Raw genomic sequence first — 24,634 nt, forward strand, 5'->3', positions numbered from 1 at the left:
AACGCCTTCCGATGCCGAAACTTGCCCTCTTCGCCGCGCTCTCCGGCGCCCTCGCGCTCACCGTCCTCTGGGTGTTCGGCGGGAACGCGTTCATCAACTACGACACCGCGTACGCCCTGCTGTGGGGGCGGGATCTGCTCGACGGGGTCAAGCCGGACATCGAGGTCCCGCTCGCGCCGACGCCGCACCCGCTGCAGACGCTGTGGTCGACGGTGCTGAACGCGTCCGCGACCAACGTCCTCTCGTACGTGTCGCTCGGCGTCGCCACCGCGCTCGTGGCCCGCCTGGCGCAGCTGTGGTTCGGGGTGGCCGCGGGCGTCGTCGCGGCGGTGCTGTTCCTCACGCGCGAGCCGGTGCTGTCGTTCGGCCTGCGCGCGTACGTGGACCTGCCGTACCTGTGCCTCGTCCTCGGCGCGCTGCTCACGTTCGTGACCGTCGCCGTCCCCCGCCGGGACCGCCGCGGGGACGTCGCGGTGCTCGGCCTGCTCGCCGCAGCCGGCCTGCTGCGACCCGAGGCCTGGCTGTTCTCGGTCGCGTACGTCGCGTGGCGGCGGGACCCGCGTCTCCTGCTCGTCGCCGCGATCGCACCGGTGCTGTGGATGCTCCACGACCTCGTGCTCACCGGCGACCCCCTCCACTCGTGGCTCGGGACGGCGGACAACGCGGAGGAGCTCGGGCGCAAGACGGGCCCGGTCGACCTCGTGCTCTACGGGCCGCGGCGGCTCGGCGAGATCCTGCGCGAGCCGGTGCTGCTCGGCCTGGTCGCCGGCGCGTGGCTGGCCTGGCGGCGGCGGGCGCGCCTGGGCCTGACCCCGCTCGTCGCGCTCGCCCTCGCGTTGGTCGCCTTCGGGCTGCTCGCCACCGCCGGACTGCCGATCATCACGCGCTACCTCGTGCTGCCGGCCGCGCTGGCGTGCGTGCTCGCCGGCGGCGCGCTCGTCGAGGGCCTCCGCTCGCGCGCGTGGCTCCCAGTCTCCGCCGCGCTCCTCCTCGCCCTCGCGGTCTTCGCGCCGGGGCAGATCGACCGGCTCCAGCGCCTCGACCGCTCGCTCGGCATCCAGCACGACATCCTCGCCGACCTCGACGCGCTGCCGGACGACGCGCTGCGGTGCGAGCCGGTCGGGACGACGACCCGCCGCCCGGTGCCGCAGCTCGCGCTCCGCTTCGACGGGATCGACCCGCGCGACGTCGTCGTCGGCGCCGACCCGGCCGACGTCTGCACCTACCTCGGGCCGGCCAGCCCCGAGGTCGCGCAGCGGTTCATCTTCGACAAGTCCGACCCGGTCCGGACGCTCCCGCGCACGTCCGGCGAGGTCGTCGCGCGCAACGACTCGTGGGTCGTCGTGCGGCCCGACCGGCTCAAGTGACCCAGCGGGCGCCGAGCTCCTCGTCGCTCGGCGGGGCACCCGGCAGCTCGGGCGGCGGGGACCACCCGCCGCGCGGGGCGCGGATCGCCTCGAGCACCAGCTCCGTGTAGCGGGCGCGCAGCTCGGCGGCGCGCTCCTCGTCGTCGAGCCGCAGCGACGCGAGCGACTCGGTCAGGAGCGCGATGTCGTTCATCGTCACGCCCTCGCGCAGGACGCCCGCGGCGTGCGCGCGCTCGAACAGGCGGGCGTTCAGCTCGCCCGCCGCGGTCGACTGCTCCCACAGCTCCTGCGACGGGGTGAACGTCCCGGCGAGCCGGAGCGTGATCGACGGCGTGTCCGCGGCCATGATCCCGCGCACGTAGCCGGCGAACGCCTGCCAGACGTCCTCCGCGGCCTCGCCCTCGTGGTCGAGCGCGGCCTGCGCGATCTCCATGTACCGCGTCAGGCCGTCGCCGCACAGCTTGCGGAGCAGGTCGTCCTTGCTCGGATAGCGGCGGTAGAGCGCCGCGATCCCGACGCCCGCCCGCTTGGCGACCGCCTGGATCGGCGCGCCCGGGTCCGCGGTGAACACCGCGCGCGCGGCGTCGAGGATCGCCTCGTCGTTGCGGGCGGCCTGGGCCTTGCGGCCGACGAGCGGGGTGGGGGCTGCCTCATCCATCGCGGAGAAGCATATCCGGCTTGCAGAACGGATCGTTCTGTTCTACTCTTCACTCATGGAACGGAACGCTTCGTTCTCCTTCGAGGAGACCACGGTGGACGCGCCGCGCAGCGGCAGCGCGACGGCAGCGACGGCGGGCGCGGACGCGCCGCTTCCCAAGCGGTGGGTGGGCTTCGGCGCGGTGATGGCCGCGTGCGTGATGGACCTGCTCGACGTGTCGGTGATCCACGTCGCGGCGCCGGCGATCCGCGAGGATCTCGGCGGCTCGTACGCCCAGCTGCAGTGGCTGGCCGCGGGCTACACCCTCGCCCTGGCGGTCCTGCTCCTCACCGGCGGCCGCCTCGGCGACCTGTTCGGCCGCAAGCGGATGCTGGTCGTCGGGCTCAGCGGGTTCACGGCCGCGTCGGCGGTGTGCGCGCTGGCGGTCTCGCCGGAGATGCTCATCGCGTCGCGGGTCGCCCAGGGTGCGTTCGGCGCGCTGATGGTGCCGCAGGCGTTCGGCCTCATCCGCGACCTCTTCCCCGCGCACGAGCAGGCGAAGGTGTGGGCGATCTTCGGGCCGATCATGGGGCTCGCCGCGGTGCTCGGGCCGATCGTCGGCGGCATCCTGACCGACGTCGTCGGGTGGCGCTCGGTCTTCTTCATCAACCTGCCGATCGGCGTCGTGGCGCTCGCGGTCGCGCTGCGCCACCTGCCGGACGTCAAGCCCGCTCCGGGCCAGGGCCGGCTCGACCTGCGCGGCGTCGCGCTCGGCGGCACGGCGATGCTGCTGCTCGTGTTCCCGCTCGTCCAGGGGCGTGAGCAGGACTGGCCGGCGTGGATGGTCGCGCTGCTCGTCGCCGCCGTGCCGGTCGTCGCGCTGTTCGCCCGCGATCAGGTCCGCCGCAACCGCACCGGCGCCGCGACGCTGGTCGAGCCGAGCGTCCTGCGCAAGCGCTCGTACGCGTCGGGCGTCCTCTTCTCCGTCACGTTCCACGCCGCGATGGGCGGGATCATGCTCTTCATCGGCGTCCTGCTGCAGGCGGGCCTCGGCTTCTCCCCGCTGGAGGCCGCGATCGCGATGGCCCCGTCGGGCGTCGGCGCGTTCCTCGGCTCGGGCTTCGGCGGCGCGCTGATGCACAAGCTCGGCCGCTCGATCCTCCAGCTCGGCCTGACGCTGATGGCGCTCGGCCTCGGCGGCTACCTGCTCGTCCTCGCCTCCACCGGCACGGCGCTCGGCGCCTGGGACCTCGCCGCCCCGAACGCGGTCTTCGGCTTCGGGATGGGGATGATCTTCGTGCCGCTGTTCGACATCGTCCTCGGCGACGTCGAGGACCACGAGGTCGGCTCCGCGACCGGCCTGCTCGGCTCGATGCAGCAGCTCGGCTTCGCCACCGGCGTCGCGCTGCTGGGCACCGTGTTCTTCTCGGTCTCCGGTGAGCAGGGCGCGCTGACCGCGGCGTCCGCGGTCGCCGCGGCGCAGGTCGCGACCGTCGTGGCGCTCGGCCTCGTCGCGCTGGCGCTCACGCTCTCCGGCGCCCTCCCGCGACGCGCGCGCGAGCAGCAGTGGGCCGCGGACGCGCCGGCGGCGACGGGCGAGCTGGTCGCGGCCGCCTAGCAGTCAGCACGGTGAGGGCGGGCCGGGCCATCGCTGCACGGTGCGTGGCCCGGCCTTCTCATGCAGATGCCGGCCGAGGCGTCACGCCTTGGCCTTCGCACGCGTGCTGCGGGTCGCCCCACCGGCCCGCTTCGCGCGCGTCTGCGCCCCCTTCTTGGCGGCGGCGCTGCGCTTCGCCGCCTGCCGCTTGCGGGTCGCCGCGGCCTTCTGCGCGGCGGCCTTCCGCCTCTTCGACTTCCCCGTGACGCGGTCCTCGATCTCCTTGCGCGCGGTGTCCAGGTCGCGGAGCACGGCCTGGACCGCCTTGGGCGGGTTCTTCTTGGGCGCCCTGCCGACCGCGTCGGCGACGGTCTCCGCGACCTTGCGACGGAGGCCCCGGGCCCGGAGCAGCTCGATCACCTGCTCCTGCTGGGAGGTCTTCTTCGCCATGTTGCTTCCCATCCCCGCCGCGCCTACGTGCCAAACCGCACGTTTTGCGCCAGGCTCACTCGTAGACGACGAGATCGGGCGGCGGACGGAGGTCCAGGACGGCGCCCGGCGTCATCAGGTTCGTGTCCTCCTTGTAGAAGAGCTTGAACCCGTCGTGGAAGCGCTCCTGCCCCCGCGTGAACTCCGCGTACTTGGCGAGCTTGTTCGCGCGATCCCCGAAGCCGTCGACGTTGAGCGTGATCGCGAGCCCCTTCCGCGGCCGCAGCGCGGGCCGGTTCTGGATCATGTCGGCGGTGAACTGGTGGACGACGAGCAGCTTCTCGGGCAGGTCGTGCCGCGCGACGAGGCCCGCCAGCCACTCGGAGATCTCGTTGACGTCACCCGCGGTCACCGAGCCGATCTCGGTCCCCGGGACCGCGCCGGGCGTGTGCCACTCGGGGTCGAGCGCGAGGCCGACGTCGGGCTCGCGCAGCCACTTCTCCAGGCGCAGCACCTCGGTCATGAAGTCCGCGTGGCCGGGCTGGACGTCGAGCACGAGCAGCGCCTTGGCGCGGCGCGCCGCCTTCAGGTACCGCTCGATCACGGCGTCGTCCTGGCGCAGGTTGTAGCGGTCGCCCTCGCCCGGGTGGGCCGCCGCGACCGTCGCGATCAGCTCGAGCGCGGGGAGCGCGGGGCGGCCGCGGCGGTCGTAGTCCTTGGCGACCCGGGCGAGCTTGCGCGCCGCGCGCGTGGGCGTGCCGATGCCGAGCACGCCGAGCTCGTCGTCCTGTGGCGCGCCGTAGAACGCGACGACGCGGTGCTCGGGGAAGATCGAGCGGCCGCCGCGGGGCAGCTGCGGGCGCCGCTCGGGCTGCTGGGAGTCCGCGCTGGCGCTGACCCCGCCGCCCGCGGTCTCGTTCCCGTCGTCGCCGCCTCCACCCGCGAGGAGCAGGAGCGGCAGCGCGACGAGGAGCGCCAGCACCCCCAGGGCGGTGGCGCGGCGCCTCCAGTACACCGCTCCGGGCTGCACGGTGAACGTGCTGCCCGGAACGGCGTCGAAGGAAGCGGACCGTGCACCCCTTGTCGAAACGCGGTCCCGGACGCTCTCCGTCGGCCAAGGCTCCGGTCCAGGCGACCCCGTTGCGCCCATCGACTGTCGCTTAAGGCTGCTTCCTTCCGGACCTGACCTGGTTCGCGGGCCGACGTCGCACGGGACCCGGGCCATCGACGCCGCGACCGACGGCGCTGACCGGGGCCGACGCCCCTCGAAGGGGAGTTCAGCCCCGCTAGAGCGGATTGCGGGTGCAGGGCACCGCTACCTCCCCGCCTAGCACGGTCCTGGGGTGAATCTAGCGCAGCCGGAGCCCCGCCGTGCGAACCGTCGTCCCGCCGGTGGCCGCGGTGGCGGTGTAGCGGCCCCTCCGCACCCGGAACGTCGTGGTGAACGTGCCGCCGCGACGGACGGTCACGCGCCGTGTCGCGAGCGTACGACCGGCGCGCTGGAGGGTCACCACGACCGTCGCGCCCGCCGGGCCGCGGCCTGTGACGACGAGGCGGCCGGAGCGGCGGAGGAGGCGCGCGGTCAGGCGAGCCGGGACGCGTGAGGCGGCCGTGGTCGTGGTGGCGGCGCGCGCGGAGGCCGCGGCACGCGGGGCGGCGGCGGTGGGCGCGGGCGCAGCGGGCTGCGGGGCCGGCGCGGCGGCGGGCGCCGGCGCACCGGGCTCCTCGGGCGTCGCCGGGCCGGGATCCGGCTCGGGTGCCTCAGGCGCGGAGGCCGGCGCGACGAGCGCCGGCGGCAGCGCGAACGCCGGATCGGTCGCGGCCTCGATCGTGGCCTGGTCGACGGTGAACGGCGCCTCCTCCAGCCACTCCTCCAGCCGCACCGCCGGCCCGCCCGGCAGCGTCGGCGTCCGCGCCTCACGCAGGAACGGCAGCGTGATCGTCGCACGGCTCACCTGCACGGTCTGGAGCGTCGGCACGTGGAGGAACCACTCCGCGTTGGAGCTCGACAGGAGCACGCCGATGCGGTGGCCGGCCGGGATCTTCCAGTCGTTGCCGAGCAGCTCGAGGTCGAGCGTCGTCCCGTTCCCCACGAGCGTCGTCGCGCGGCTCAGCATCATCGCGGTGCCGTCCGGCGCGACGCTGTAGACGTTGACCGCGAGGTTCGCGCGCGGGAGCGGTGCGCCCACGTCGACCCGCAGGCGCGGGACGCCCGCCAGGTGCGCGTCGTGCGGAAGCGGCGGCGAGAACGTCCAGATGCCGTCGCCGGCGCCCTCGCCGCTGCCGTTGTTGAGCGTCGTGTCGCGGTAGCTGCCGGTGCGCAGCGCGCTCGTGTACGTGGTCGCGTCCGCCGGCGGCCACTGCTCCTCCGCCCGCCAGGTGCCGTCGCTCGTCTGGACGACGACGGGCGGATCCGTCGGCGCGGGCGCGCCCTTGAGGTGGTGGTCGAAGAAGCGCACGACCTCGTCGAACCAGCCCTCGCGGCCCATCAGCAGGCGACCGTCGGCGTCGCGGTCGTTGCCGCGCACGTGGTCCCACATCCCGAACCACGCGCGGTTGCCCGGGTTCGCGAGCCCGTTGAACAGCTCGAACGCGCCGTCGGGCTTGGTGTTGTTCTCCAGGAAGCCCTGCGTGAGGAAGACGGGGACGTCGGAGCCCTTCGTCTTGCGGATGTAGTCGCGCGCCTGCCAGTACGGGTCGCTGTGGTTGTCGTTCTGCTGGTCGAGCCAGTTGAGGAGCGGGCAGCCCGGCCGCTGCAGGTCGTTGAGCGAGTTGACGACGTAGTACGGGTCGTCGAGGAGCGGCCCGGGCGTTGCGGCGATGAGGTCGTAGAGCGCGGGCGTGCCGAGCGAGTTCGCGTACCGGACGCCGTTGGAGTAGAGGTAGCGGTAGAGGTCGTAGACCGGCTCCTGAGAGACGACGGCGCGCAGCTCGGGCGGGTTGAGCGCGGCGCCCATCAGGCCCGTGAGCCCGTCGTAGGACTTGCCGTACATGCCCACCTTGCCCGTCGACCACGGCTGCTCGGCGCTCCACTTGATCGCCGCCGCGACGTCGGCGAGCTCACCCGGCCCGGCCCAGTCCTGGCAGCCGGTCGAGCCGCCGTACCCGCGCAGGTCCACGTAGACGACGGTGTAGCCCTTCTCCATCAGCTTCGCGCCCTCGATGAAGTCGGTGAAGCGGTCGGGGACCTGCGGCTGGAGCGGGTCGTACGGCGCGCCCTGGACCGGCCCGGCGGCGCCGACCTGCCCGGCGCGGCTGAAGTACGGGCCGACGCTGAGGATCACCGGCGTCTTCTCCATCTCCGCGACGTGCGTCGGGCGGAACACGGTCGCGTTGAGGAGCGTCCCGTCCTCCTCGTAGATCGTCGCGTCCCACCAGAGGGCGCCTTCCGGCACGTCGGCGGCAGCGGGGCTCGCCGCGGCCACCAGGGTCGCGAGGAGCGTGATGGCGAGAGCGACGAGCGGCCGTGTCATGCCGCCTTGAACGCGTGCCTGCGGCCGAACTTGTGGCGATCCGCGCCAAGACTCCACCGGAGTTATTGACAGCGCACTGTCATTATGACAGCATGCTGCACATGCCCATCACCGTGCACCTCTCCGTCTACGACACCCTCGCCGACTGGGAGCCCGGGTTCGCCGTCGCCGGCATCAACCAGCCCGAGCACCAGCGCGAGCCCGGCCGCTACGCCGTCCGCACCGTCGGCCTCACCCGCGAGCCCGTCACCACGATGGGCGGCGTCACGATCGTCCCGGACCTCGCGCTCGCCGACCTGCGGCCCGCCGACAGCGCCATGCTCCTCCTGCCCGGCGCGGCGCGCTGGGACGAGGGCGGCCTCGGCGAGTTCGCCGAGGCGGCGCGGGCGTTCCTCGCCGCCGGCGTCCCGGTCGCGGCGATCTGCGGCGCGACCGCGGGCCTCGCGCGCGCCGGCCTGCTCGACGACCGCCGCCACACGAGCAACGCGGCCGAGTACCTCGCGTACGTCGAGGGCTACGCGGGCGGCGAGCGCTACGTCGACGCGCCGGCGGTCACCGACGGCGACCTCATCACGGCCAGCGGCGTGCGGCCGGTGGAGTTCGCGCGGGAGGTCTTCGCGCGCCTCGACCTCTACGCGCCCGACGTGCTCGAGGCCTGGTACGGCCTGTACTCGACCGGCGACCCGGCGTGGTTCGGCAAGCTCATGGCGGCCACCGCGTGAGCGAGCCCGCGGGGCGCGCGACCGACGCCGGCGCGCCGCCGTCCGGCCGCACGCCGGCGGGCGACGCGCTGACGGAGATCGTGCTGGCGACGTTCCCCCTCCACGGCCTCTTCCTCGAGGCCGCCGAGCGCCTGTCCAAGCCCGTCGGCCTGACCGCGGCGCGCTGGCAGGTGCTCGGCGCGGTGCTCCACGAGCCGCGCACGGTGAGCGGCGTCGCGCGCGTGATGGGCCTGACGCGCCAGAGCGTCCAGCGCCTCGCCGACGTCCTCGTCGCCGACGGCCTGGCCGAGTACCGCGACAACCCCGAGCACAAGCGCGCGAAGCTCCTCCTCGCCACGCCCGCGGGCCTGGAGGCCGTCCGCGCGATCCACACCGACCAGGTCGCGTGGGCCAACCGCGTGACCGCCGGCCTCGACGCCGACGAGCTCGCCGCGGCCCTCACGACCCTCGACCGCCTCCGGGCCGCGGTCGAAGCGGAAGCGGCGTCACGCTAGGATCAATCCTCCCCTGAGGGCGCGTAGCTCAGTGGGAGAGCGCTCGCTTCACACGCGAGAGGTCGCAGGTTCGAAACCCGCCGCGCCCACTCGGAAGGGCCCGACTTAGTCGGGCCTTTCTTCTGCTCGGACCTCCCCCTGCCCTTTCCTCTTCGCCCCGGTGGAAGCGTGCTGGAAGCGGGTGTACCGCTCCGCGCGCCGGATAGGTCGATCCTGTAGCTACAGGCTGGCCGGAGCCTCAGGGAACGTCGGCACGACTCGCGTCGTCGAGACATCGATCATCACCGGAGGCTCGCCACCGCTCTCGTTCGCCTCGTCGATGTACCGCTGCGCCGCGTGCAGCCCGTCCGTCTTGGCGTCGTCATCGAGCGGCGAGGGCAACGACTCCGCCGAGATGTAGGCCATACCGGAGATCTCGACGAAGAGATCTCGGCGCTCGCCCTCGCGTTCAACGACGAAGCGGAAGCGGTGACCGTCGTTGACGGCGCGGACTTCCTCAGGTCCCTGCGTGATGGTCCACATGCGTCCGACCGTAACCCCGTCGCGGATGGACCAGCGGGCGCGGAACGGGAGGCATCCGATCCGGCCGAGACACTCTCATCCGCGCCGAACTGACTCAGAGTTCGCGCATACGGACGTCCCATGACGCAGAACCCGAACCGGCTGACAAGTGATCCTGGCGATGGCCCCACGTCACTCCAGATTCACGTCTGCGAGAAGACGCTCCGCTGGGTCGCGACGAACGCGGAATCATGGACTGTCGCCCGCGAGCTAGAGCCCGCTGACCTCCTGCTGCTGACGTTCTTCGCGCGTTCCACGCGAACGTATGAGGCCGTCACCCGGTGGCTCGCGAAGCGCATGTTCGGCGAGCAGGGCCTGATGCTGAACCGCTCGCTGTGGGAGGACATGCTCGACGCCCACTGGATCGCGCTCAACCCCACGCTGGCCGTCGAACGAATTCAGCAGCACGACAAGCTCAGCCGCATCCTTCGCGCTCGCACGCAGGTTGAGTTCGCCTCCTGGTTCGACGGGGAGAAGCCGCCTTCGATTGACGTCTCGGACGAGGAGACGGACGAGCTGATGAAGCTCTTCAAAGGCGGCACGAGTAGCTGGACGGGCGTCGGCAGCAAGGCAAAGTTCGAGGCCGTCTTGACGTGCTGGCAGACCGAAGCGGATCGCAATCAGGTGCGCTTCATGAACGCGTGGGTGGTGAAGCTGATGAACGAGGTTCTTCACCCGTCCGCATTCTCGATCGCCCGCATGGGCGCTCCGAAGTTTGGTCGGGGCCAGCAGATCGAGTGGCGGTTCGGAAGCACACCGGAATGGCTATCGCAGGCGGTGCACTTCGCGTTCTGGACGTATCACCAGTCGGTGGGCCTCGTGGTCCAGCGCTACGGAACCGACGCGCATCAGCGAGAAGCGGCGCTCGTCTACGCCGAGGGCAATCGCGACTTCGGGCGGTCGTTTCGGTGGGCCAAGACCGGCGCACTGGAGGCTCCCGAACCGGTCACGTACCTGGACGACCCGCCGACTTAGAGTCGACGAACGCCGGCCGGCCACTCTTCGAAGAAGTGTCCTTCTCGCAGGTACGCCCAGGTCCGTGCGTCTTGGAATCCCTCGTACGCCCATGTCCCGCCGCGATAGCGATCTTGCGCAGCCTGGTAGAGCGCCATCTCGTTGCAGTCGCGCAACGCGGCGCGAAGATCCGAATCCGAGCCCGGGAAGATCTGGGTACGCACCTCGCTCTCGCGTCGCAGCGCGATCACGTGCGGCTCGACATACGCGACGGGGAACTTGGCGTAGCTCGGGTAGACGTCCATGATCCCGCCGCCCGGCGAGCCCACAACCATGACTTGCGCGAGCAGGTCGAAAGCCGCGACGAACCGATCACGGGTTTCCGGACTCTCTGAGACGAAGCCAAAGCTCGGGTTCGTCGCCAGGCGCACCGCGCAGAGATTGAGCACGTTGTCGTCGGCGCGATCGGTTGAGGCACGTGAGCTCATGACCTGGCCGTGTCTCAGCCACGTGCGGTAGTGGCCGCCCTCCTCAGGCGCGCGCATGACGATTGATCGGACGGTCGCCCAGTCCTCTGCCTTTACTGCGACTGCGCCCAGAGCCCACAGCGAGCCTACGGCCGTCTCCCACAGGCGGACGTCGTCCTCAGGCCCACCGTCCGAGTCAACAGAGCCAGTCCGGTAGGTCTGGAGCAGAGCATCAAGCGCGGCCTCGACGACGCCACGCTTGTTGCGCCGCAATGCGACTGCTGCCACCGCACACGCGTTGACGATCGGCACCGGTACATCGAACCGTTCTTCCGCGTCCGAGCGGAGCCCCTTGACCGTGTCCGGAAGCGCGGCCATGAGATCGAGCAGTGCACGGTCATCGCCCGCCGCGATGAGCCTGTTCACCTCGCGATCGAAGACGTCCTCGCTGCCTTGAAGGAGAAGCTGATCCATAGCCGCATGAAGTATGAGCGCTCAGCCAGACGTTCTCGTTTGTTGAACGCAGCTAGTTGAGATCTCAGCGGAGGTCGGGGCATGTACGTGCTTCAGCACCCGCCGAGGACGCCCCTGGATCATCGTCCGCGTTCGCTCGGGTTACCCCACGCGTTGAACGCAGATCGGGGAGAATGGAGCCATGCGCGTTGCCGTGAACGACGATCGACTTGCAGCCGACTCGCGGCTCTCTACGGCGGCAGCGCTCAGTTCGGCCCGTCGTCCTCGTCCTTGCGCTGAAGGTAAGGCGCGATGCCCGGCTCTGGATTCGAGCTTTCGCCATCGGGATCGATGAGATGCGTCGTCAACTCTTCGTCCCGCGCGTCGGTCACACGGACCCAGACACCGAGGTCGTCCTCGTGATAGGCCTCGACGATCGCATCCGACTTCGCCCAATAGCGCTTGAGTTGCTCAAGCTTCTGCGTCTGCTTTTCGTCATGCGCTCTATGGAAGCGCGTGTGGAAGCAGCACACGGCAGCACACCGCGACGCTCGGAGATCGCGCCAGCGCGGATTCGAACATGTCCTCGGCAGATCGCGGCACCTCGCAGTAGCTCGCGACCGGCGCGCCGGACTTCACACGCGAGAGGTCGCAGGTTCGAAACCCGCCGCGCCCACCTCATCGAAGGCCCCGCCACGGCGGGGCCTTCGGCGTTCCCGGGGGTGGACCAGGGGGTGGCACGGGTGCGAAGCGGGCCGCCATGTCGGACGGTCGATCGCGTATCGACCCGTCAACACCAGGAGGTCCACGAATGAGACAGCGCACATGGCTCGTGACCGGCAGCTCGCGCGGCTTCGGGCGGGAGATCGCGATCGCCGCGCTCGAGGCGGGCGACCGCGTGCTCGCCACCGCCCGCACCCCGCGGCAGCTCGACGACCTCGTCGCCACGTACGGCGACGCCGTCCGCGCGGTCGCGCTCGACGTGACCGACCCGGCCCGCGCGCGCGAGGTCGTGGCCCTCGCGACGGAGCAGCTCGGCGGCCTCGACGTCGTGGTCAACAACGCCGGGTACGCGAACAGCGCCCCGATCGAGGAGATGGCGGAGGACGACTTCCGCGCCCAGGTCAAGACGAACTTCTTCGGGGTCGTGAACGTCACGCGCGCGGCGCTGCCGGTGTTCCGCCGCCAGCGCTCGGGCGTGTTCGTGCAGTTCTCCTCGGTCGGTGGCCGCGTCGGCGGCACGCCCGGGCTGGGCGCGTACCAGGCGGCCAAGTTCGCGGTCGAGGGCTTCTCCGAGGTGCTCGCCAGCGAGACCGCGCCGTTCGGCGTCAAGGTCGTCATCGTCGAGCCGGGCGCGTTCCGCACCGACTGGCAGGGCGCGTCGATGCGGCGCCACCCGGTCGGCGACGACTACGCCGCGACGGTCGGCGAGATCCACCGCCGCCGCGACGAGACGGACGGCGCCCAGCCCGGGGACCCCGCCCGCGGCGCGCAGATCGTCGTGGACGTGGTCGGCCAGGCCGACCCGCCGCGCCGGCTGCTGCTGGGCGCCGACGCCGTGGCGATCACCCGCAAGGCCGAGCAGCAGCGCGCCGAGGAGCTCGAGCGCTGGGCGGAGCTGAGCGAATCCGCGACCTCCGCGGCCGCGCGCTGAGGGCCGGGCGATGAGCACCTTCCAGACCCCCTACGACGCGCCGGCGATCGGCGACGCGCAGAGCGCCCCGGACACCCGCGCGCTGCTCGGCCAGGTGATGGGCTACGTCGCCGCCACGCTCGGGTTCAGCGCGCTCGGCGCGTACCTCGGCCGCGACCTCGACGGCGGGATCGGCATCGTGCTGTTCCTCGGCGCGCTCGGGCTGACCGTCGGCCTCAACGTCGCCGCCGCCCGCGGCAACGAGCAGCTCGCGATCGGGCTGCTGTTCGGGCTCGGCCTCGTGCTCGGGCTGGCGGTCGCGCCGGTCATCGCCGACTACGCCGGCGCCGATCCGTCCGCGCTGTGGCAGGCGGCGGGCGCGACGGCGGCGTTCGTCGCGGCGACCGGCGCGTACGGCTACGCCACGCGCCGCGACCTCAGCGCGTGGGGACGCACGCTGTTCTGGGCGCTCCTCGCGCTGATCGGGTTCGGGCTCGTCGCGATCTTCGTGTCGGTCCCGGCCGAGAACACGATCTACGCCGTCGCGGGCCTCGGGATCTTCGGCGCGTTCACGATCTTCGACTTCAACCGCCTGCGCCGCAGCACGCCGGACGCCGCCGTGCCGATCGCGGCCGGGATCTTCCTCGACATCTTCAACGTGTTCCTGCTCATCCTCGAGCTGTTCGGCCAGCAGCGGGACTGAGCCGCAGCGGCCGCGCGATGCGCCAGCCCGTGACCAGGAGCGTCGCGCCGAGGGCCATCATGCCCACGGCGACCGGCCGCTGGAGCGCGTCGGGCGCGTAGAGGGCGAGGAACCACGAGCGGTCGTCGTGGCCGGTGAAGGTCATGACCAGCGGGACGAGGCCCTGGGGGAAGAGCGGGATCGAGCCCAGCGACAGCGCGAGCGCCGCGTACACGCCCCGGCCGGTCATCGCCTCCATCCGGGCCTCGATCCCCGCCTGCGCGACGTCGAGCGTCATCGGCAGGCCGCCACGGCCGTCCGCGAGCGCGTCGCGCAGCAGCTCACCCATCGCCTCGCCGTGCCGCTCCCGCCAGGCGGGCGGGTACCAGGCCAGGAGCCGGCGGACGCGCAGCTCCGGGTCGCGGCGGACCGCGCGCTCGCGCTGCACCAACGCGACCGCGAGGACCGTGAGTCCGATCGGCCACAGCAGGACCCAGAAGACGAACGCGAGCGGCAGGTACCACCAGCCGAGCCGCTCGACGAGCCGCGCGTGGCGCGCGCCGAGGCTCGTGCAGCCGCTCATGCCGTCGCCCCCGACAGGCGGCGCAGGCCGACGTCCGCCATCCTGCGCTGCGCCTTGAGGTGGTCCTCCAGCGCCAGCGCCCCGCGCGGCGTCAGCCGGTACGGACGGCGGCGCCCCTCGCCGTCGAGCGCCTCGATCGCCCCTTGCTCGGTCAGCCGCGTGAGCGCGCCGTAGAGCGTGCCCGGCTGCAGCGTCACGGCGGCGAACCGCTCGATGTCCTTGGTGAGCGCGTAGCCGTGCTTGGGGCCCTCGGCGAGGCTCGTGAGGATGAGCGTCGCCGGGCCGGAGTAGCGCCCGAGGTCGAGGAGGTCGTCGGAGCTCATGGCGAGCAGACTACTACGTGAGGCGATACAACGTACGACGTTCTACCGTCTCGCGAACCAGCGGTGCGTCACCCATCGCGGGTGAGGGGCGCTCACCCGGCCCGGCGCCATCGTCCGCGGCGTGCCCGTGCTCGACCGCGTCACGCTCGAACGGCTGGCCGCGCTGGACGCCGGCTCGCCCGTGCTCAGCCTCCACCTGCGGACCGACCCGCGCGACCCCGCCAACACCCGCGCCGCGCCGGCGTGGCGGGCGGAGCTGACCGCCGGCATCAAGGCGCTGACCGAAGACGGGCTGGAGCGCGAGGACCGGCTCGCGCTGCGGGCGGTGCGGGACGAGGTCGTGGCGGCGATCGACGACCTCGACGCGACCGCGCGGGGGCGGAGCCTGAGCTGGTTCCTGAGCCTCGACGGCGCGCTGGACGAGCGGCACACCGCGCAGCTTCCCCTGCGCGCCTCGGCGGTGGTGCTCGACAGCCGGCCGTTCGTGTCGCCCGCGGTCGACCTCGTCGAGCGCGGGACGCCCGCGGGAATCGTCGTCGCCGGCCGCGAGCGCGTGCGCGTCCTGGAGTGGGCGCACGGCACGATCGACGAGGACACCGACGTGGAGCTCGAGCTCGACCGGTCGGACTGGCGGCGCTACCGCGGTGCCGGCGGCGCGCCGCGCGCGAACCCGGGCACCACGCACCTCGAACACCTCAGCGCGCGCGAGGAGGAGCACCGCGACCGCTTCCTCGTCACCTCCGCGACCGCCGTCGCGGAGCGGATCGCGGCGCGCGGGTGGGAGCGCGTGATCCTCGCCGCCCCCGGCGGGCTGGCGCCCCGCTTCCACCTCGCGCTGCCCGAGGCCGCCCGCGCGCGCATCAGGCTCGACCTCGACGTCAACCTGCTCGGCCTCCCCGCGCACGAGGTCGCCGCGCGCGTCGAGCCGCACCTGGAGGCGCTCCACCACCACGACGCGGTCGCCCGCGCCGACGCGCTCGCCGCGGCCGGCCCGGACGCCGCGGCCGCGGGCCCGGCCGCCGTGCTCGCCGCGCTGGCCACGGGCCGGGTGGAGCAGCTCGTGCTCGACCCGCTCCACGTCCCGGCGGCCACCGTCATCCCCGCGGTCGCGCGCGACCTGGTCGACGGCGGCGACCCGGCGCTCACCGGCGAGCGCGCGGTCGAGGCCGCGCTCGCGTCCGACGCGACCGTCACCACCGTCGGGCTGCTGGAGTCGCCGGCGCTCGCGGACGCCGACGGGATGCTCGCCGCCCTGCGCTGGTAGCGGCCGCGGCGCTCAGCAGGGGCCGAGGGGCTCGGTGCAGGTGGCGTCGCTCGTGGCGAGCGCCAGCAGCTCGTAGAGCTGGTCGCGCTGCTCGTGCGAGAGCGCGGCGAGCACCTCGTCCTCGACCACCTGGAGCGCGAGCTCGGCCTGCGCGAGCTGGTCGCGGCCCTCGGCCGTGAGCCCGACGACGTGCTTGCGGCGGTCCTCGGCCGACCGGGTGCGGGCGACCAGCGAGCGCTGCTCCAGGTCGTTGAGCAGCCCGACGAGGTTCGTGCGGTCGAGCTGGAGCGTCGTCGCCAGGTCCGCCTGCGAGATGCCGTCGCGCTCGCGCAGGACGGTCAGCGCGACCAGGTGCCGCGGACGCAGGCCGAGCGGCTCCAGCACCGCCTCGGCGCGCACCCGCATCCGCCGCGTCAGGTGGTCGAGCAGCGCGGCGGAGCGGCGCGGGAGCTGGTTGACGACGGGCAGCGAGGACACGGCGTCCAGTCTACGCCGCGCCCATCACTGATTGACGTGCTACAACTCCTTTGCGTTTCACCAACGATCTACGGAGCACAGCACGTCATGCCGCATCTCCTCCATCTCGACTCGAGCATCCAGGGCGACCGCTCGATCAGCCGGCGCCTGAGCCGTCGTGCCGCAGAGCGCTGGCGCGCGGCCCATCCGGAGGGCACGGTCACCTACCGCGACCTCGGCGCCGAGCCGGTGCCGCACCTCGACACCGACGCGCACCTCGCCCGCGTCACGCCGCCCGAGCAGCACACCGACGCGCAGCGCGCGACGTGGGCGACGACGGTCGCGCTCATCGACGAGGTCAGGCGGGCGGACACCGTCCTGCTCGGCCTGCCCGTCTACAACTTCGGCGCGCCGAGCAGCGTCAAGACGTGGGTCGACCACCTCGTCACGCAGGGCTTGAGCATCGACCCCGACACCGGCGAGGGCCTCCTCGGCGGCCGCGACTTCCTCGTCGTCGCCTCGCGCGGCGGCGGCTACGCGCCCGGCACGCCGCGCGAGGGGTGGGACCACGCCGAGCAGTGGCTCCCGCACGGCCTCCACCTCACCGGCCTCGTCCCGCGCTTCATCACCGCGGAGCTGACGCTCGCCGACGTCACGCCCGCGATGGCGGAGCTGCGCCCGCTGGCGGCCGAGTCGCTCGCGGCAGCCGAGCGGGCCATCGACGCGCAGTGGCGCGAGCACCGCGTGGCCGCGTAGAGGTCACGTTCTCGCGCGCCCGCGCGTTGGGGCGGTATGAGGCTCTACGACTACGCGGCGTCCGGCAACTGCTACAAGGTGCGGCTGCTGCTCGCGCTGACCGGCCGGGAGGTCGAGCGGGTGGCGGTCGACATCTTCGCCGGGGACACGCTGACCGAGGAGTTCGGGCGGCTGAACTTCGCAAGGGAGACGCCGGTGCTCGAGCTCGACGACGGGACCGTGCTCCTGCAGTCGAACGCGATCCTGTGGTTCCTCGCGGAGGGCACGCCGCTCCTGCCCGGCGACGCGCTCGGGCGGGCGCAGGTCGTCCAGTGGCTGACGTTCGAGCAGGAGCACGTGATGACCGGCATCGCGGGCGCGCGGTTCCGGATGCTGACCGGCCGCGATCCGGAGGTCGTCGCGCAGCGGCTGCCGATGGCGCGGCGGGCGCTCGACGTGCTGGAGGAGCGGCTGACCGGCGCGGACTGGCTGGTCGGCGACGCGCCCACGATCGCCGACCTGTCGATCTACGCGTACGCGCACGTGGCGGGCGATGCCGGCCTCGACCTGGCCGGCTGGCCCGCGGTGCGCGCGTGGACCGACCGCGTCGCGGCGCTGCCCGGCTACGTCAACGACCTCGTGCCGTACCCCGAGAACGCGCTGCCCGGCGCGGGCCGCTCCATCTACGGCTGAGCGCGCGGCGCGCGCTGCCAAGATGGGCCGCGCATGAGCGCCACCGTCCACGTCGTCGGCTCGGTCAACGCCGACGTCACGCTGCCCGTCGCCGAGCTGCCGTCGCCCGGCGCGACCGTGCTCGCCACCGGCGACCCGCTCCACGCGGGCGGCGGGAAGGGCGCGAACGTCGCGGTGGCGGCGGCGCGGGACGGCGCGCGCGTGCGGCTCGTCGCGGCGGTCGGCGACGACGACGCCGGGCGGCGGAGCCTGGACGAGCTGCGCGGCGAGGGCGTGGACACGGACGGGGTGGCGGTCCTGCCGGACCGCGCCACCGGCGTCGCGATGATCTGCGTCGACGCGGCGGGCGAGAACACGATCGTCGTCGCGGCCGGCGCCAACCTCGCGCTCACCGCCGAGCACGTGCGGGCGGGGCTGGCCGGCGTCGAGCGCGGCGACGTGGTGGTCCTGAGCTTCGAGATCCCGGACGACGCGCTCGTCGCGACGGCCGAGGCGGCCACCGCGCGCGGCGCCCGCCTCGTCGTCAACCCCTCGCCCGTGCGGGCGCTGCCGCCGCAGCTGCGCGCCGCCGCCCCGATCGTCGTCGCCAACGCCGGCGAGGTCGCCGCCCTGGGCGAGCGCGGCGACGGCCCGCTCGTCACCACCCTCGGCGCGGCGGGCGCGCGCATCGACGACGGCGCCTCCGTGCGCGCGCCCGCAGTCGAGGCGGTGGACACGACGGGCGCCGGCGACACGTTCACCGGCGTCCTCGCCGCGGCGCTGGCGCGCGGCCGGTCGGCCCACGAGGCGATGACGCGCGCGGTGGTCGCCGGGGCGCTGTCCACGACCGTCCCCGGCGCGCGCGGCGGAATGCCCCGCACAGCGACCATCGACGCGGCCACGGCCTCACGCTGAAGCCGAGCCTGAGGGTGCGGCGACGCGCCGCCGAACCTCGGTTTTCCCGCACCCCGATGCGGCGCACCCGAAAGTGGAAAAGCCGCATTCCGACCGGATGCCAGTGCATCGGCGGCGACCGTAGGTTCGCTCCGTCTAGTCCTCGGTGGTCGTCAGGTGGCGGCCATGCCTGAGGGCGCTGGAGGTTCCATCAGCCATGCCCCCGACGGGGATCTCACGGAAGAAGCGGCTTGGGAGGCTCGGAGCCTTCGGCGCCGCGTTCGCGTGTGCCGCGGCCTTCGCCGCTCCCGCGCAGGCGATCAACATCGGCGGGCTCGACCCGCTCGATCCGGGCGACCTGCCCCTGCCCGGCACGGAAGCCGACGCGCAGCAGGGCAACGCGCCGATGCTCGCCTGGCGCGGCGAGTACCTGCGGCTCACCGGCTGCAGCGACAACGTCGTGATCAACATCCCGTACCTGGAGGACGTCCTCGAGGCCAACGGGCTGGAGCTGAACGACATCCTCGACTCCAACGTCGAGGTCACCGCCTGGTCCGGCAAGCACGAGGCGAGCTCCCCGAAGGTCATGCCCTTCAAGGCGCAGGACTGGTTCATCACCGACGACGGCCAGGTCTGCGTCAAGCACGTCCTGATGTCCACGCAGGACGGCCTCGCGCGCGTCTCGCAGAACATCACGCTCGACCCCGCGGACATCGGCGACCTGCTCGAGGACGTCGTGATCCCGCTGCCCGGTGGCGGCGGTGGCGGCGCCGAGGCGGCCGACGTGGGCGACCTCATCGACGTGATCATCGACCTCTTCACGGAGAACGAGCGGCTCCTCAGCCGGCAGGCCCTCATGGGCTGGATGTCGCTGACGACGCCGGAGCTGAGCATCCTCCACGCGCCCAAGGCGTCCATCCCGGGCGGCGCTCCGAGCGAGCTCGACGTCGACGTCAAGGGCCTCATGTCCATGTCGGGCGGCGACTTCGCCGACTACGACTTCCCGGACACGGTGACCCTGCCTGACGCCTGGCCCGCGATGGCCAAGCAGCTGGCCGAGACGACCGACCCGATCATCGACAAGCACGCCGCGCAGTCCTACTGGGACCTGCACGACACCAAGGCGGCGACCGAGGGCCACGTCAGCGGCCTGGTCTGCGACATCGGGACGGCCACGCAGGTCGACGCGGTCGACAACTGCGACGGCGGCGAGTACTTCAGCCGCGTGTTCGCCGGGCTCGACAGCCTGCTGAACCTGTCCGGCCTGTTCGGCGTCACGCCGCTCGGCCTGACGACCGACGAGACGATCGGGCCGTTCGACCCGGTCCGCACCGCGCAGACGCTGCTCGGCGACGGGCAGATCACGCCTGAGGACGCGCCGATGCCGTCCACGCGGATCGACTTCGACATCCTGCCCGGTGGCGTCGGCCACTTCGGCGTGGGCGGGCCGCTCGAGGCCGGCGTCGCGGACGACCCGTTCGCCGATCCGAACGCGGACAAGCGCATCGACTACTCGCGCAACGGCACGGGCCTGGCGACGGCGCACAACCTGTTCGCGCCGTACTACACGTCCCTGATCCCCGCCACGGGCGACGGGAACTTCCTGTTCAACACCTCCCCGGTCTCCGGCGTCGACGGCGCGGTCCTGGGTCGCAACAGCGCCCCGGGCTTCCTCGTCAACGGGCCGTACGACTACTGGGACGTCGCCCGCATCCTGGCGGTCGGCGACGCGGACCCGACCAAGTGCCTGCAGTGGGTCGGCGACCACAACGAGCCGCGCACGACGCCTGAGGGCGCCCAGAGCGTGGCCGTCTACAGCGACGAGCACGGCGAGGCGCGTGCGAACTGGTTCCCGGGCTACGGGTTCTTCTTCGACAACCTGCCGAACCTCAACCTCGGCTGCGACCTCGAGAAGGCGAAGTTCCCGCTGCTCGGCGAGGCGGACATCCAGGCCGTCGCGAGCTACCCGGACGAGCCGGTCGCGCCCGACAAGAAGTCGAACGTCGTCAACATCGAGGTGGGGAACGAGTTCTCCAAGTACCTCGTCGACTACGCCAAGGGCACGATCAGCCATGACGGCACGCCGGTCTCCGGCGGCGACCGCAACGGCCGCGTCGTGATCGCGCACGCGCAGGACATCGACGGCAGCGGGTTCGCGGGCGAGCTCGTGTGCCTGTCGTCCCAGGCGGCGGACAACGTCCGGTTCTACGGCCCGTCCGCGGGCGGGGCGAGCCAGATCGGTCCGTGGAGCCTGGTCGGCACGTCGCAGTCCGGCGACAACGGGCCGCAGCGGGCCTGCGGCATCACGAACTCGGCCGGCAACGTCGCGTTCGAGGTGTACCGCGCGGACGGCAACCCGCTCGAGCAGATCGGCGTCGTGGCCGACTTCGTGAACGAGGGCCTGTTCCGCTCCAAGGCGCTGGACTTCAACGACCAGACGCCGCCTCCGCCGGTCGACCCGCCGGTGGATCCGCCCGTCAACAACGGCGGCACGCCGAACCCGGGTGTCCAGGCGCCGGCCCAGGCCAGCACCAGCACCCCGTCGATCGCCATCGCGAAGGCGAACAACATCCAGGTGTCCTCCGCTTCCCCCACCAAGGTGAAGAAGTGGGCCGTCTCCGGCCGGCTGGTCCGGAGCAAGAAGGGCACGTCCATCCGGCTCAACGCGCGTGGCCCGAAGGTGAAGTCGGTCCGCGTGCGCGTGAAGATGCTGAACAAGAAGGGCAAGGTGGTCGCCACCCGGACCTTCAGCGTCGCGCCGAACAAGGTCGTGGTCCTGAAGACCGCGATCCCCGCCTCGGTCAAGTCGATCTCGCTCAGCGCGATCTAGGCACCGAGGCTCCCTGAAGACCCGAGGAGGCCCGCTTCCAGGTGCGGGCCTCCTCCGTCTCCGATGCGCTCCCTCCGCCTCCTTCCTCTCGTGCTCGCCCTCGCCGTCCCTGCCCCGGCCGCCGCTGCCGGCCCGCCGGCCACGACGTCGCCCGAGTCCGTCCGGGCCGCCGTCGCCGACCTCACCTCCGGAGAGCTCGCGCTGCTGCGACGCACCAACGCGTACCGCGCCTCGCTCGGCCTCCGCCCGCTCCTCGTCTCCGCCCGGCTGCAGCGAGAAGCGCGCTGGTACGCGCGGGACATGGCCGCCCACGACGGCTTCACGATCACCCACGTGGACTCGCTCGGCCGCGACCTGTGGTCGCGCCTGGCCGACTTCAACTACCTCGACCCGGGCGCAGCGCAGAACACCGGCACGGGGTCGCTCGCCGACGACGCGATGTTCGAGGCGCTGAAGGCGTCGCCGCCGCACGACCGCACGATGCGCGGCGCCGCCTACCGCGTGACCGGCGTCGCGGTCGCGGAGAACCCGGCGTTCGCCGCCCGCTGGTACTGGGCCGCGACGTTCGGGACGGTCGACGACCGCCCCCGCTTCGACGCCGTCATCGCCGTCCCCGACCCGCCGCGGCTCGCGGTCTCGCGTTGCGCGCACGGGCGGCGCGTGCTCCTGCGGTCGCTGGCCGACGCGCCGGTGCGGGCGGTGGAGCTGCAGCTCCGCGGCCGCCGCGGCTGGGGCGGCGTGCGGCACCTCGGGACGGCGCGCGCGTGCGTCGCGGTGCGGCCGGGCGCGCTGGCGCGGGCCCGCGCGGTCGCGTACCCCGAGACCGTCGAGGGCCCCGACCGCGGCGCGTGGCGGACGATCCGGGGGCCGCGGCGATGAGGCGCGCGCACGTGGCCGTCGCCCTCGGCGCGTGCGTCGCTGCCGCGGCCGTCCCGCCCGCGCACGCCGCCGGCCCGGCGCAGCCCTACGTCGTCGTCTACGAGCCGGGCGTGCGCGCTCCCGACCGCGCGACCGACGCCCGCGAGCGCCGGCAGGGCTTCCGCGCGCGGCTGCGCTTCGACGCCGCCGTGCCCGGGTTCGCCGCCGCGCTCACGCCGGCGCAGGCCGCGCAGCTCGCCGCCGACCCGGCCGTCCGCGCCGTGTCGCCGGACCGCCCCGTCGAGGCGGTCGCCGATCCCCCGCTCGCCGCCGGCGAGACCGCGCCGCCCGGCGTGCGTCGTGTCGGCGCGGCGACGGCCACCACCGCCGCGCGCGCGTCCACCGCGGGTGTCGCCGTGCTCGACACCGGCATCGACCTCGGCCACCCGGACCTCACCGTGCGCGCCGGGACCGACTGCGTCGCGCCGGGCACCACGCCGGACGACGACCACGGCCACGGCACGCACGTCGCGGGGACGATCGCGGCGCGCAACATGGGCAGCGGCGTCGTGGGCGTCGCGCCGGGCACGCCGGTGACGGCGGTGAAGGTGCTCGACGCGGCCGGCCGCGGGGCCTGGTCGAAGGTGATCTGCGGCCTGGACTGGGTGGTGGGAACGCGCACCGACGCCGACCCGGCGAACGACGTCCACGTGGTCAACCTCAGCCTCAGCGGCGGCGGCGACGCGACCGACCACCGCGCCTGCTCCGCGGCGGCGAGCTCCCTGCACCTCGCCGTCTGCCGCGCCGTGGGCGCCGGGGTCACCGTCGTCGTCGCCTCGGGGAACAGCGGGCGGAGCTTCGAGCGCACCAGCGCACCCGACGTGCCCGCCGTCTACCCCGAGGCGCTGACGGTGACGGCCGCGACCGACACCGACGGCGCACCCGGCGGCGCGGGCCCGGGCGCGCTGTGCTCCGGCGCGCAGGCCGACGACCGGTACGCGAGCTACTCGAACTTCGCCACCAGCGCCGCGGGCGGCGCGCACGTGCTGGCCGCGCCCGGCTCGTGCGTGCTCTCGACGCGGGCCGGTGGCGGCACGCAGGTCAGGACGGGCACGAGCATGGCCACGCCCCACGTCGCGGGGCTGGCCGCGCTCTGCCTCGGGACCACGGACGGCCCCGGTCCGTGCGCGGGCAGCGCCCCCGCGCAGGTGGTCGGGCGGCTGCGCGCGGCCGCGGCCGCGCGCAGCGCCGCCGACCCGGCGCTGGGGTTCCACGGCGACCCCGACCGCCCCGTGCCCGGACGCATCTACGGCCATCTCGGGTGGAGCGGCGCGGCGACCCCGTCCGGCCCACCCGACCCCGACCCCGACCCGGACCCCGATCCCGACCCCGATCCCGATCCGCCGCCCGCGCAGACGACGCACGCGCCCGTCGCCGTCACCGTCGGCACCGGCACCAACCCACGCGGCGGCCCGGCCGAGCTCGCGGCGGGGGATGGGGCGGCGTTCCTCCTCGACTCGTCGACCGGCCTGTCGCCGCTCGTCTCCTGGACCGCGACGTTCCGCGACGTCCCGGCGACCGCGACGACGCTCGCCGCGACGTACACGGGCACGGAGACGCGCGCCTGCACGCGCGAGCTGACCATGCTGCGCTGGCGCGACGGCGCGTGGATCGGCGTCGGAGGCGGCCTGCCCGCCGCCGACCACCGCAGCGCGGGCGGGGAGGTGCGCGTGCGCGTGCGCTGCGCGGGCTCGATGCTGAAGTTCACCGCGTCGGCCGACCTGCTCGCGCTGACCGCCCGCAGGAGCGCGCCGTGAGCGCCGCCCGCGCCACGACGTCCGACGGCGGCTCCCGGCCGGGTGTAGGGTCGGCCCGGGTCATGGAAGCGGGGACGAAGGCGGCTTCCGGCGGCGGCGCGATCACGATCGTGCTGGCCGACGATCACATCGTCATGCGGGACGGGCTGAAGCTCCTGCTCGAGGCCGAGCACGACTTCGAGGTCGTCGCCGAGGCGGACGCCGTGCACGACACGGTCCGCGCGGTGGAGGCGACGCAGCCGCGCGTGCTGATCCTCGACATGAACCTCCAGGGCGAGCTGGCGCTCGGCGCGCTGCCCGAGCTCCAGCACCGCGCACCCGACACCGCCGTCGTGGTCCTGACGATGCAGGACGACCCGTCGCTGGCCCGCCGCGCGCTGCGCCAGGGCGTGTGCGGCTACGTGCTCAAGGACGCGGCGGCGACCGAGCTGGTGAGCGCCGTCCGGGCGGCGTCGCGGCGGCGGACGTACCTCCAGCCCGAGCTGGGCGCGCGCATCGCGACGCTCGTCGAGTCCGGCGACGGCGCGATCGACGACGAGCTGTCGGCACGCGAGGTCGAGGTGCTGCGGATGATCGCGCTCGGCTACACGAACCGCCAGATCGCGGACGAGCTCGTGCTCAGCGTGCGGACGGTCGAGTCGCACCGCGCGCACCTGCACCAGAAGCTGCGCCGCACGACGCGCGTGGAGCTCGTGCGGTACGCGATCGAGCACCACCTGCTCGACGACTGACG

General features: G+C 73.3%; 25 protein-coding genes, 1 tRNA gene and 1 other RNA gene. 16 read left to right on the plus strand and 11 right to left on the minus strand.

Annotation, left to right across the window (positions count from 1 at the left end; translation table 11 throughout):
* The first annotated feature begins 11 nt into the window (after positions 1 to 11).
* The gene (locus tag AC1UE5_RS25175; RefSeq protein ID WP_482928691.1) at positions 12 to 1,367 is read left to right on the plus strand and encodes a hypothetical protein; all 1,356 of its coding nucleotides are present in this window, start codon (positions 12 to 14) and stop codon (positions 1,365 to 1,367) included.
* On the opposite strand, the gene AC1UE5_RS25180 is transcribed toward AC1UE5_RS25175, so the two are convergent.
* The gene (locus AC1UE5_RS25180; protein WP_482928692.1) at positions 1,360 to 2,025 is read right to left on the minus strand and encodes a TetR/AcrR family transcriptional regulator; all 666 of its coding nucleotides are present in this window, start codon (positions 2,023 to 2,025) and stop codon (positions 1,360 to 1,362) included. The two genes, AC1UE5_RS25175 and AC1UE5_RS25180, sit on opposite strands and share 8 nt — an antisense overlap.
* Positions 2,026 to 2,080: 55 nt before the next feature.
* Here AC1UE5_RS25180 and AC1UE5_RS25185 point away from each other — a divergent pair, with 55 nt between their 5' ends.
* Positions 2,081 to 3,622, plus strand: coding sequence for a DHA2 family efflux MFS transporter permease subunit (locus AC1UE5_RS25185; RefSeq protein WP_482928693.1), 1,542 nt, complete (start codon positions 2,081 to 2,083; stop codon positions 3,620 to 3,622).
* A gap of 81 nt (positions 3,623 to 3,703) precedes the next feature.
* Here the strand turns inward: AC1UE5_RS25185 and AC1UE5_RS25190 are convergent, their stop codons facing one another.
* The 4 genes from AC1UE5_RS25190 to AC1UE5_RS25205 form a co-directional block, all read right to left on the minus strand.
* Positions 3,704 to 4,051 (minus strand): hypothetical protein, encoded by a 348-nt coding sequence (locus AC1UE5_RS25190; RefSeq protein WP_482928694.1) that lies wholly within the window; start codon positions 4,049 to 4,051, stop codon positions 3,704 to 3,706.
* Between the two features lie 55 nt (positions 4,052 to 4,106).
* Positions 4,107 to 5,060 (minus strand): hypothetical protein, encoded by a 954-nt coding sequence (locus tag AC1UE5_RS25195; protein ID WP_482928695.1) that lies wholly within the window; start codon positions 5,058 to 5,060, stop codon positions 4,107 to 4,109.
* Positions 5,061 to 5,099: 39 nt separating this feature from the next.
* Positions 5,100 to 5,366, minus strand: an RNA gene (ffs, locus tag AC1UE5_RS25200) — signal recognition particle sRNA large type.
* 13 nt (positions 5,367 to 5,379) lie between these two features.
* Complete coding sequence (locus AC1UE5_RS25205; RefSeq protein WP_482928696.1) at positions 5,380 to 7,503, minus strand: CocE/NonD family hydrolase; 2,124 nt, start codon at positions 7,501 to 7,503, stop codon at positions 5,380 to 5,382.
* A gap of 101 nt (positions 7,504 to 7,604) precedes the next feature.
* On the opposite strand from AC1UE5_RS25205, the gene AC1UE5_RS25210 reads away from it, so the two are divergent.
* The 3 genes from AC1UE5_RS25210 (at position 7,605) to AC1UE5_RS25220 (ending at position 8,808) form a co-directional block, all read left to right on the plus strand.
* Positions 7,605 to 8,225 (plus strand): DJ-1/PfpI family protein, encoded by a 621-nt coding sequence (locus AC1UE5_RS25210; RefSeq protein ID WP_482928697.1) that lies wholly within the window; start codon positions 7,605 to 7,607, stop codon positions 8,223 to 8,225.
* A complete protein-coding gene (locus AC1UE5_RS25215) occupies positions 8,222 to 8,719 on the plus strand; it encodes a MarR family winged helix-turn-helix transcriptional regulator (RefSeq protein ID WP_482928698.1) in 498 nt (165 codons plus the stop codon). The genes AC1UE5_RS25210 and AC1UE5_RS25215 overlap by 4 nt, the downstream gene beginning before the upstream one ends.
* Before the next feature lie 17 nt (positions 8,720 to 8,736).
* Positions 8,737 to 8,808, plus strand: a tRNA-Val gene (locus tag AC1UE5_RS25220).
* Positions 8,809 to 8,938: 130 nt separating this feature from the next.
* On the opposite strand, the gene AC1UE5_RS25225 is transcribed toward AC1UE5_RS25220, so the two are convergent.
* Entirely contained in the window at positions 8,939 to 9,241 is a 303-nt protein-coding gene (locus tag AC1UE5_RS25225) for a hypothetical protein (RefSeq protein ID WP_482928699.1), read from the minus strand.
* Between the two features lie 120 nt (positions 9,242 to 9,361).
* On the opposite strand from AC1UE5_RS25225, the gene AC1UE5_RS25230 reads away from it, so the two are divergent.
* Complete coding sequence (locus AC1UE5_RS25230) at positions 9,362 to 10,255, plus strand: hypothetical protein (RefSeq protein ID WP_482928700.1); 894 nt, start codon at positions 9,362 to 9,364, stop codon at positions 10,253 to 10,255.
* On the opposite strand, the gene AC1UE5_RS25235 is transcribed toward AC1UE5_RS25230, so the two are convergent.
* Positions 10,252 to 11,175, minus strand: a complete 924-nt coding sequence (locus tag AC1UE5_RS25235; protein ID WP_482928701.1) for a hypothetical protein — start codon at positions 11,173 to 11,175, stop codon at positions 10,252 to 10,254. The two genes, AC1UE5_RS25230 and AC1UE5_RS25235, sit on opposite strands and share 4 nt — an antisense overlap.
* A gap of 245 nt (positions 11,176 to 11,420) precedes the next feature.
* On the minus strand, positions 11,421 to 11,687 hold the full coding sequence (locus AC1UE5_RS25240; protein ID WP_482928702.1) for a hypothetical protein: 267 nt from the start codon (positions 11,685 to 11,687) through the stop codon (positions 11,421 to 11,423).
* A 278-nt stretch (positions 11,688 to 11,965) separates the two neighbouring features.
* Between AC1UE5_RS25240 and AC1UE5_RS25245 the strand changes: the two genes are divergently transcribed.
* Complete coding sequence (locus AC1UE5_RS25245; RefSeq protein ID WP_482928703.1) at positions 11,966 to 12,808, plus strand: oxidoreductase; 843 nt, start codon at positions 11,966 to 11,968, stop codon at positions 12,806 to 12,808.
* 10 nt (positions 12,809 to 12,818) lie between these two features.
* A complete protein-coding gene (locus AC1UE5_RS25250) occupies positions 12,819 to 13,490 on the plus strand; it encodes a Bax inhibitor-1/YccA family protein (protein ID WP_482928704.1) in 672 nt (223 codons plus the stop codon).
* On the opposite strand, the gene AC1UE5_RS25255 is transcribed toward AC1UE5_RS25250, so the two are convergent.
* Together AC1UE5_RS25255 and AC1UE5_RS25260 are read right to left on the minus strand one after the other, a co-directional pair.
* Entirely contained in the window at positions 13,456 to 14,052 is a 597-nt protein-coding gene (locus tag AC1UE5_RS25255; RefSeq protein ID WP_482928705.1) for a hypothetical protein, read from the minus strand. The genes AC1UE5_RS25250 and AC1UE5_RS25255 overlap by 35 nt on opposite strands.
* The gene (locus AC1UE5_RS25260) at positions 14,049 to 14,375 is read right to left on the minus strand and encodes a PadR family transcriptional regulator (protein WP_482928706.1); all 327 of its coding nucleotides are present in this window, start codon (positions 14,373 to 14,375) and stop codon (positions 14,049 to 14,051) included. The genes AC1UE5_RS25255 and AC1UE5_RS25260 overlap by 4 nt, the downstream gene beginning before the upstream one ends.
* A 121-nt stretch (positions 14,376 to 14,496) precedes the next feature.
* Between AC1UE5_RS25260 and AC1UE5_RS25265 the strand changes: the two genes are divergently transcribed.
* Entirely contained in the window at positions 14,497 to 15,639 is a 1,143-nt protein-coding gene (locus tag AC1UE5_RS25265; protein ID WP_482928707.1) for a VLRF1 family aeRF1-type release factor, read from the plus strand.
* A gap of 12 nt (positions 15,640 to 15,651) precedes the next feature.
* On the opposite strand, the gene AC1UE5_RS25270 is transcribed toward AC1UE5_RS25265, so the two are convergent.
* Positions 15,652 to 16,116, minus strand: a complete 465-nt coding sequence (locus AC1UE5_RS25270; protein WP_482928708.1) for a MarR family winged helix-turn-helix transcriptional regulator — start codon at positions 16,114 to 16,116, stop codon at positions 15,652 to 15,654.
* An 87-nt stretch (positions 16,117 to 16,203) separates the two neighbouring features.
* Between AC1UE5_RS25270 and AC1UE5_RS25275 the strand changes: the two genes are divergently transcribed.
* The 7 genes from AC1UE5_RS25275 (at position 16,204) to AC1UE5_RS25305 (ending at position 24,632) form a co-directional block, all read left to right on the plus strand.
* Positions 16,204 to 16,851, plus strand: a complete 648-nt coding sequence (locus tag AC1UE5_RS25275) for an FMN-dependent NADH-azoreductase (protein ID WP_482928709.1) — start codon at positions 16,204 to 16,206, stop codon at positions 16,849 to 16,851.
* Positions 16,852 to 16,887: 36 nt separating this feature from the next.
* Positions 16,888 to 17,523 (plus strand): glutathione S-transferase family protein, encoded by a 636-nt coding sequence (locus AC1UE5_RS25280; protein ID WP_482928710.1) that lies wholly within the window; start codon positions 16,888 to 16,890, stop codon positions 17,521 to 17,523.
* Between the two features lie 33 nt (positions 17,524 to 17,556).
* Positions 17,557 to 18,417, plus strand: coding sequence for a ribokinase (locus tag AC1UE5_RS25285; protein WP_482928711.1), 861 nt, complete (start codon positions 17,557 to 17,559; stop codon positions 18,415 to 18,417).
* Between the two features lie 196 nt (positions 18,418 to 18,613).
* On the plus strand, positions 18,614 to 21,226 hold the full coding sequence (locus AC1UE5_RS25290) for a hypothetical protein (protein ID WP_482928712.1): 2,613 nt from the start codon (positions 18,614 to 18,616) through the stop codon (positions 21,224 to 21,226).
* Between the two features lie 90 nt (positions 21,227 to 21,316).
* Positions 21,317 to 22,105 carry a CAP domain-containing protein gene (locus AC1UE5_RS25295; RefSeq protein WP_482928713.1) on the plus strand — a complete coding sequence of 263 codons (789 nt, stop codon included), beginning with the start codon at positions 21,317 to 21,319 and terminating at the stop codon, positions 22,103 to 22,105.
* An 11-nt stretch (positions 22,106 to 22,116) separates the two neighbouring features.
* Positions 22,117 to 23,901 (plus strand): S8 family serine peptidase, encoded by a 1,785-nt coding sequence (locus AC1UE5_RS25300; protein WP_482928714.1) that lies wholly within the window; start codon positions 22,117 to 22,119, stop codon positions 23,899 to 23,901.
* Positions 23,902 to 23,963: 62 nt separating this feature from the next.
* Positions 23,964 to 24,632 carry a response regulator gene (locus AC1UE5_RS25305; RefSeq protein WP_482928715.1) on the plus strand — a complete coding sequence of 223 codons (669 nt, stop codon included), beginning with the start codon at positions 23,964 to 23,966 and terminating at the stop codon, positions 24,630 to 24,632.
* Positions 24,633 to 24,634: the final 2 nt, after the last annotated feature.

It is taken from the genome of Parviterribacter multiflagellatus, assembly GCF_056863265.1.

Excerpts from the sequence above, each read along its gene's own strand:
- AC1UE5_RS25190 (WP_482928694.1), bottom strand. The coding sequence starts at position 4,051 with ATGGCGAAGAAGACCTCCCAGCAGGAGCAGGTGATCGAGCTGCTCCGG.
- AC1UE5_RS25305 (WP_482928715.1), top strand. The coding sequence starts at position 23,964 with ATGGAAGCGGGGACGAAGGCGGCTTCCGGCGGCGGCGCGATCACGATC.
- AC1UE5_RS25255 (WP_482928705.1), bottom strand. The coding sequence starts at position 14,052 with ATGAGCGGCTGCACGAGCCTCGGCGCGCGCCACGCGCGGCTCGTCGAG.
- AC1UE5_RS25280 (WP_482928710.1), top strand. The coding sequence starts at position 16,888 with ATGAGGCTCTACGACTACGCGGCGTCCGGCAACTGCTACAAGGTGCGG.
- AC1UE5_RS25185 (WP_482928693.1), top strand. The coding sequence starts at position 2,081 with ATGGAACGGAACGCTTCGTTCTCCTTCGAGGAGACCACGGTGGACGCG.
- AC1UE5_RS25275 (WP_482928709.1), top strand. The coding sequence starts at position 16,204 with ATGCCGCATCTCCTCCATCTCGACTCGAGCATCCAGGGCGACCGCTCG.
- AC1UE5_RS25230 (WP_482928700.1), top strand. The coding sequence starts at position 9,362 with ATGACGCAGAACCCGAACCGGCTGACAAGTGATCCTGGCGATGGCCCC.
- AC1UE5_RS25180 (WP_482928692.1), bottom strand. The coding sequence starts at position 2,025 with ATGGATGAGGCAGCCCCCACCCCGCTCGTCGGCCGCAAGGCCCAGGCC.
- AC1UE5_RS25235 (WP_482928701.1), bottom strand. The coding sequence starts at position 11,175 with ATGGATCAGCTTCTCCTTCAAGGCAGCGAGGACGTCTTCGATCGCGAG.
- AC1UE5_RS25290 (WP_482928712.1), top strand. The coding sequence starts at position 18,614 with ATGCCCCCGACGGGGATCTCACGGAAGAAGCGGCTTGGGAGGCTCGGA.
- AC1UE5_RS25285 (WP_482928711.1), top strand. The coding sequence starts at position 17,557 with ATGAGCGCCACCGTCCACGTCGTCGGCTCGGTCAACGCCGACGTCACG.
- AC1UE5_RS25260 (WP_482928706.1), bottom strand. The coding sequence starts at position 14,375 with ATGAGCTCCGACGACCTCCTCGACCTCGGGCGCTACTCCGGCCCGGCG.
- AC1UE5_RS25250 (WP_482928704.1), top strand. The coding sequence starts at position 12,819 with ATGAGCACCTTCCAGACCCCCTACGACGCGCCGGCGATCGGCGACGCG.
- AC1UE5_RS25210 (WP_482928697.1), top strand. The coding sequence starts at position 7,605 with ATGCCCATCACCGTGCACCTCTCCGTCTACGACACCCTCGCCGACTGG.
- AC1UE5_RS25205 (WP_482928696.1), bottom strand. The coding sequence starts at position 7,503 with ATGACACGGCCGCTCGTCGCTCTCGCCATCACGCTCCTCGCGACCCTG.
- AC1UE5_RS25245 (WP_482928703.1), top strand. The coding sequence starts at position 11,966 with ATGAGACAGCGCACATGGCTCGTGACCGGCAGCTCGCGCGGCTTCGGG.
- AC1UE5_RS25175 (WP_482928691.1), top strand. The coding sequence starts at position 12 with ATGCCGAAACTTGCCCTCTTCGCCGCGCTCTCCGGCGCCCTCGCGCTC.
- AC1UE5_RS25225 (WP_482928699.1), bottom strand. The coding sequence starts at position 9,241 with ATGTGGACCATCACGCAGGGACCTGAGGAAGTCCGCGCCGTCAACGAC.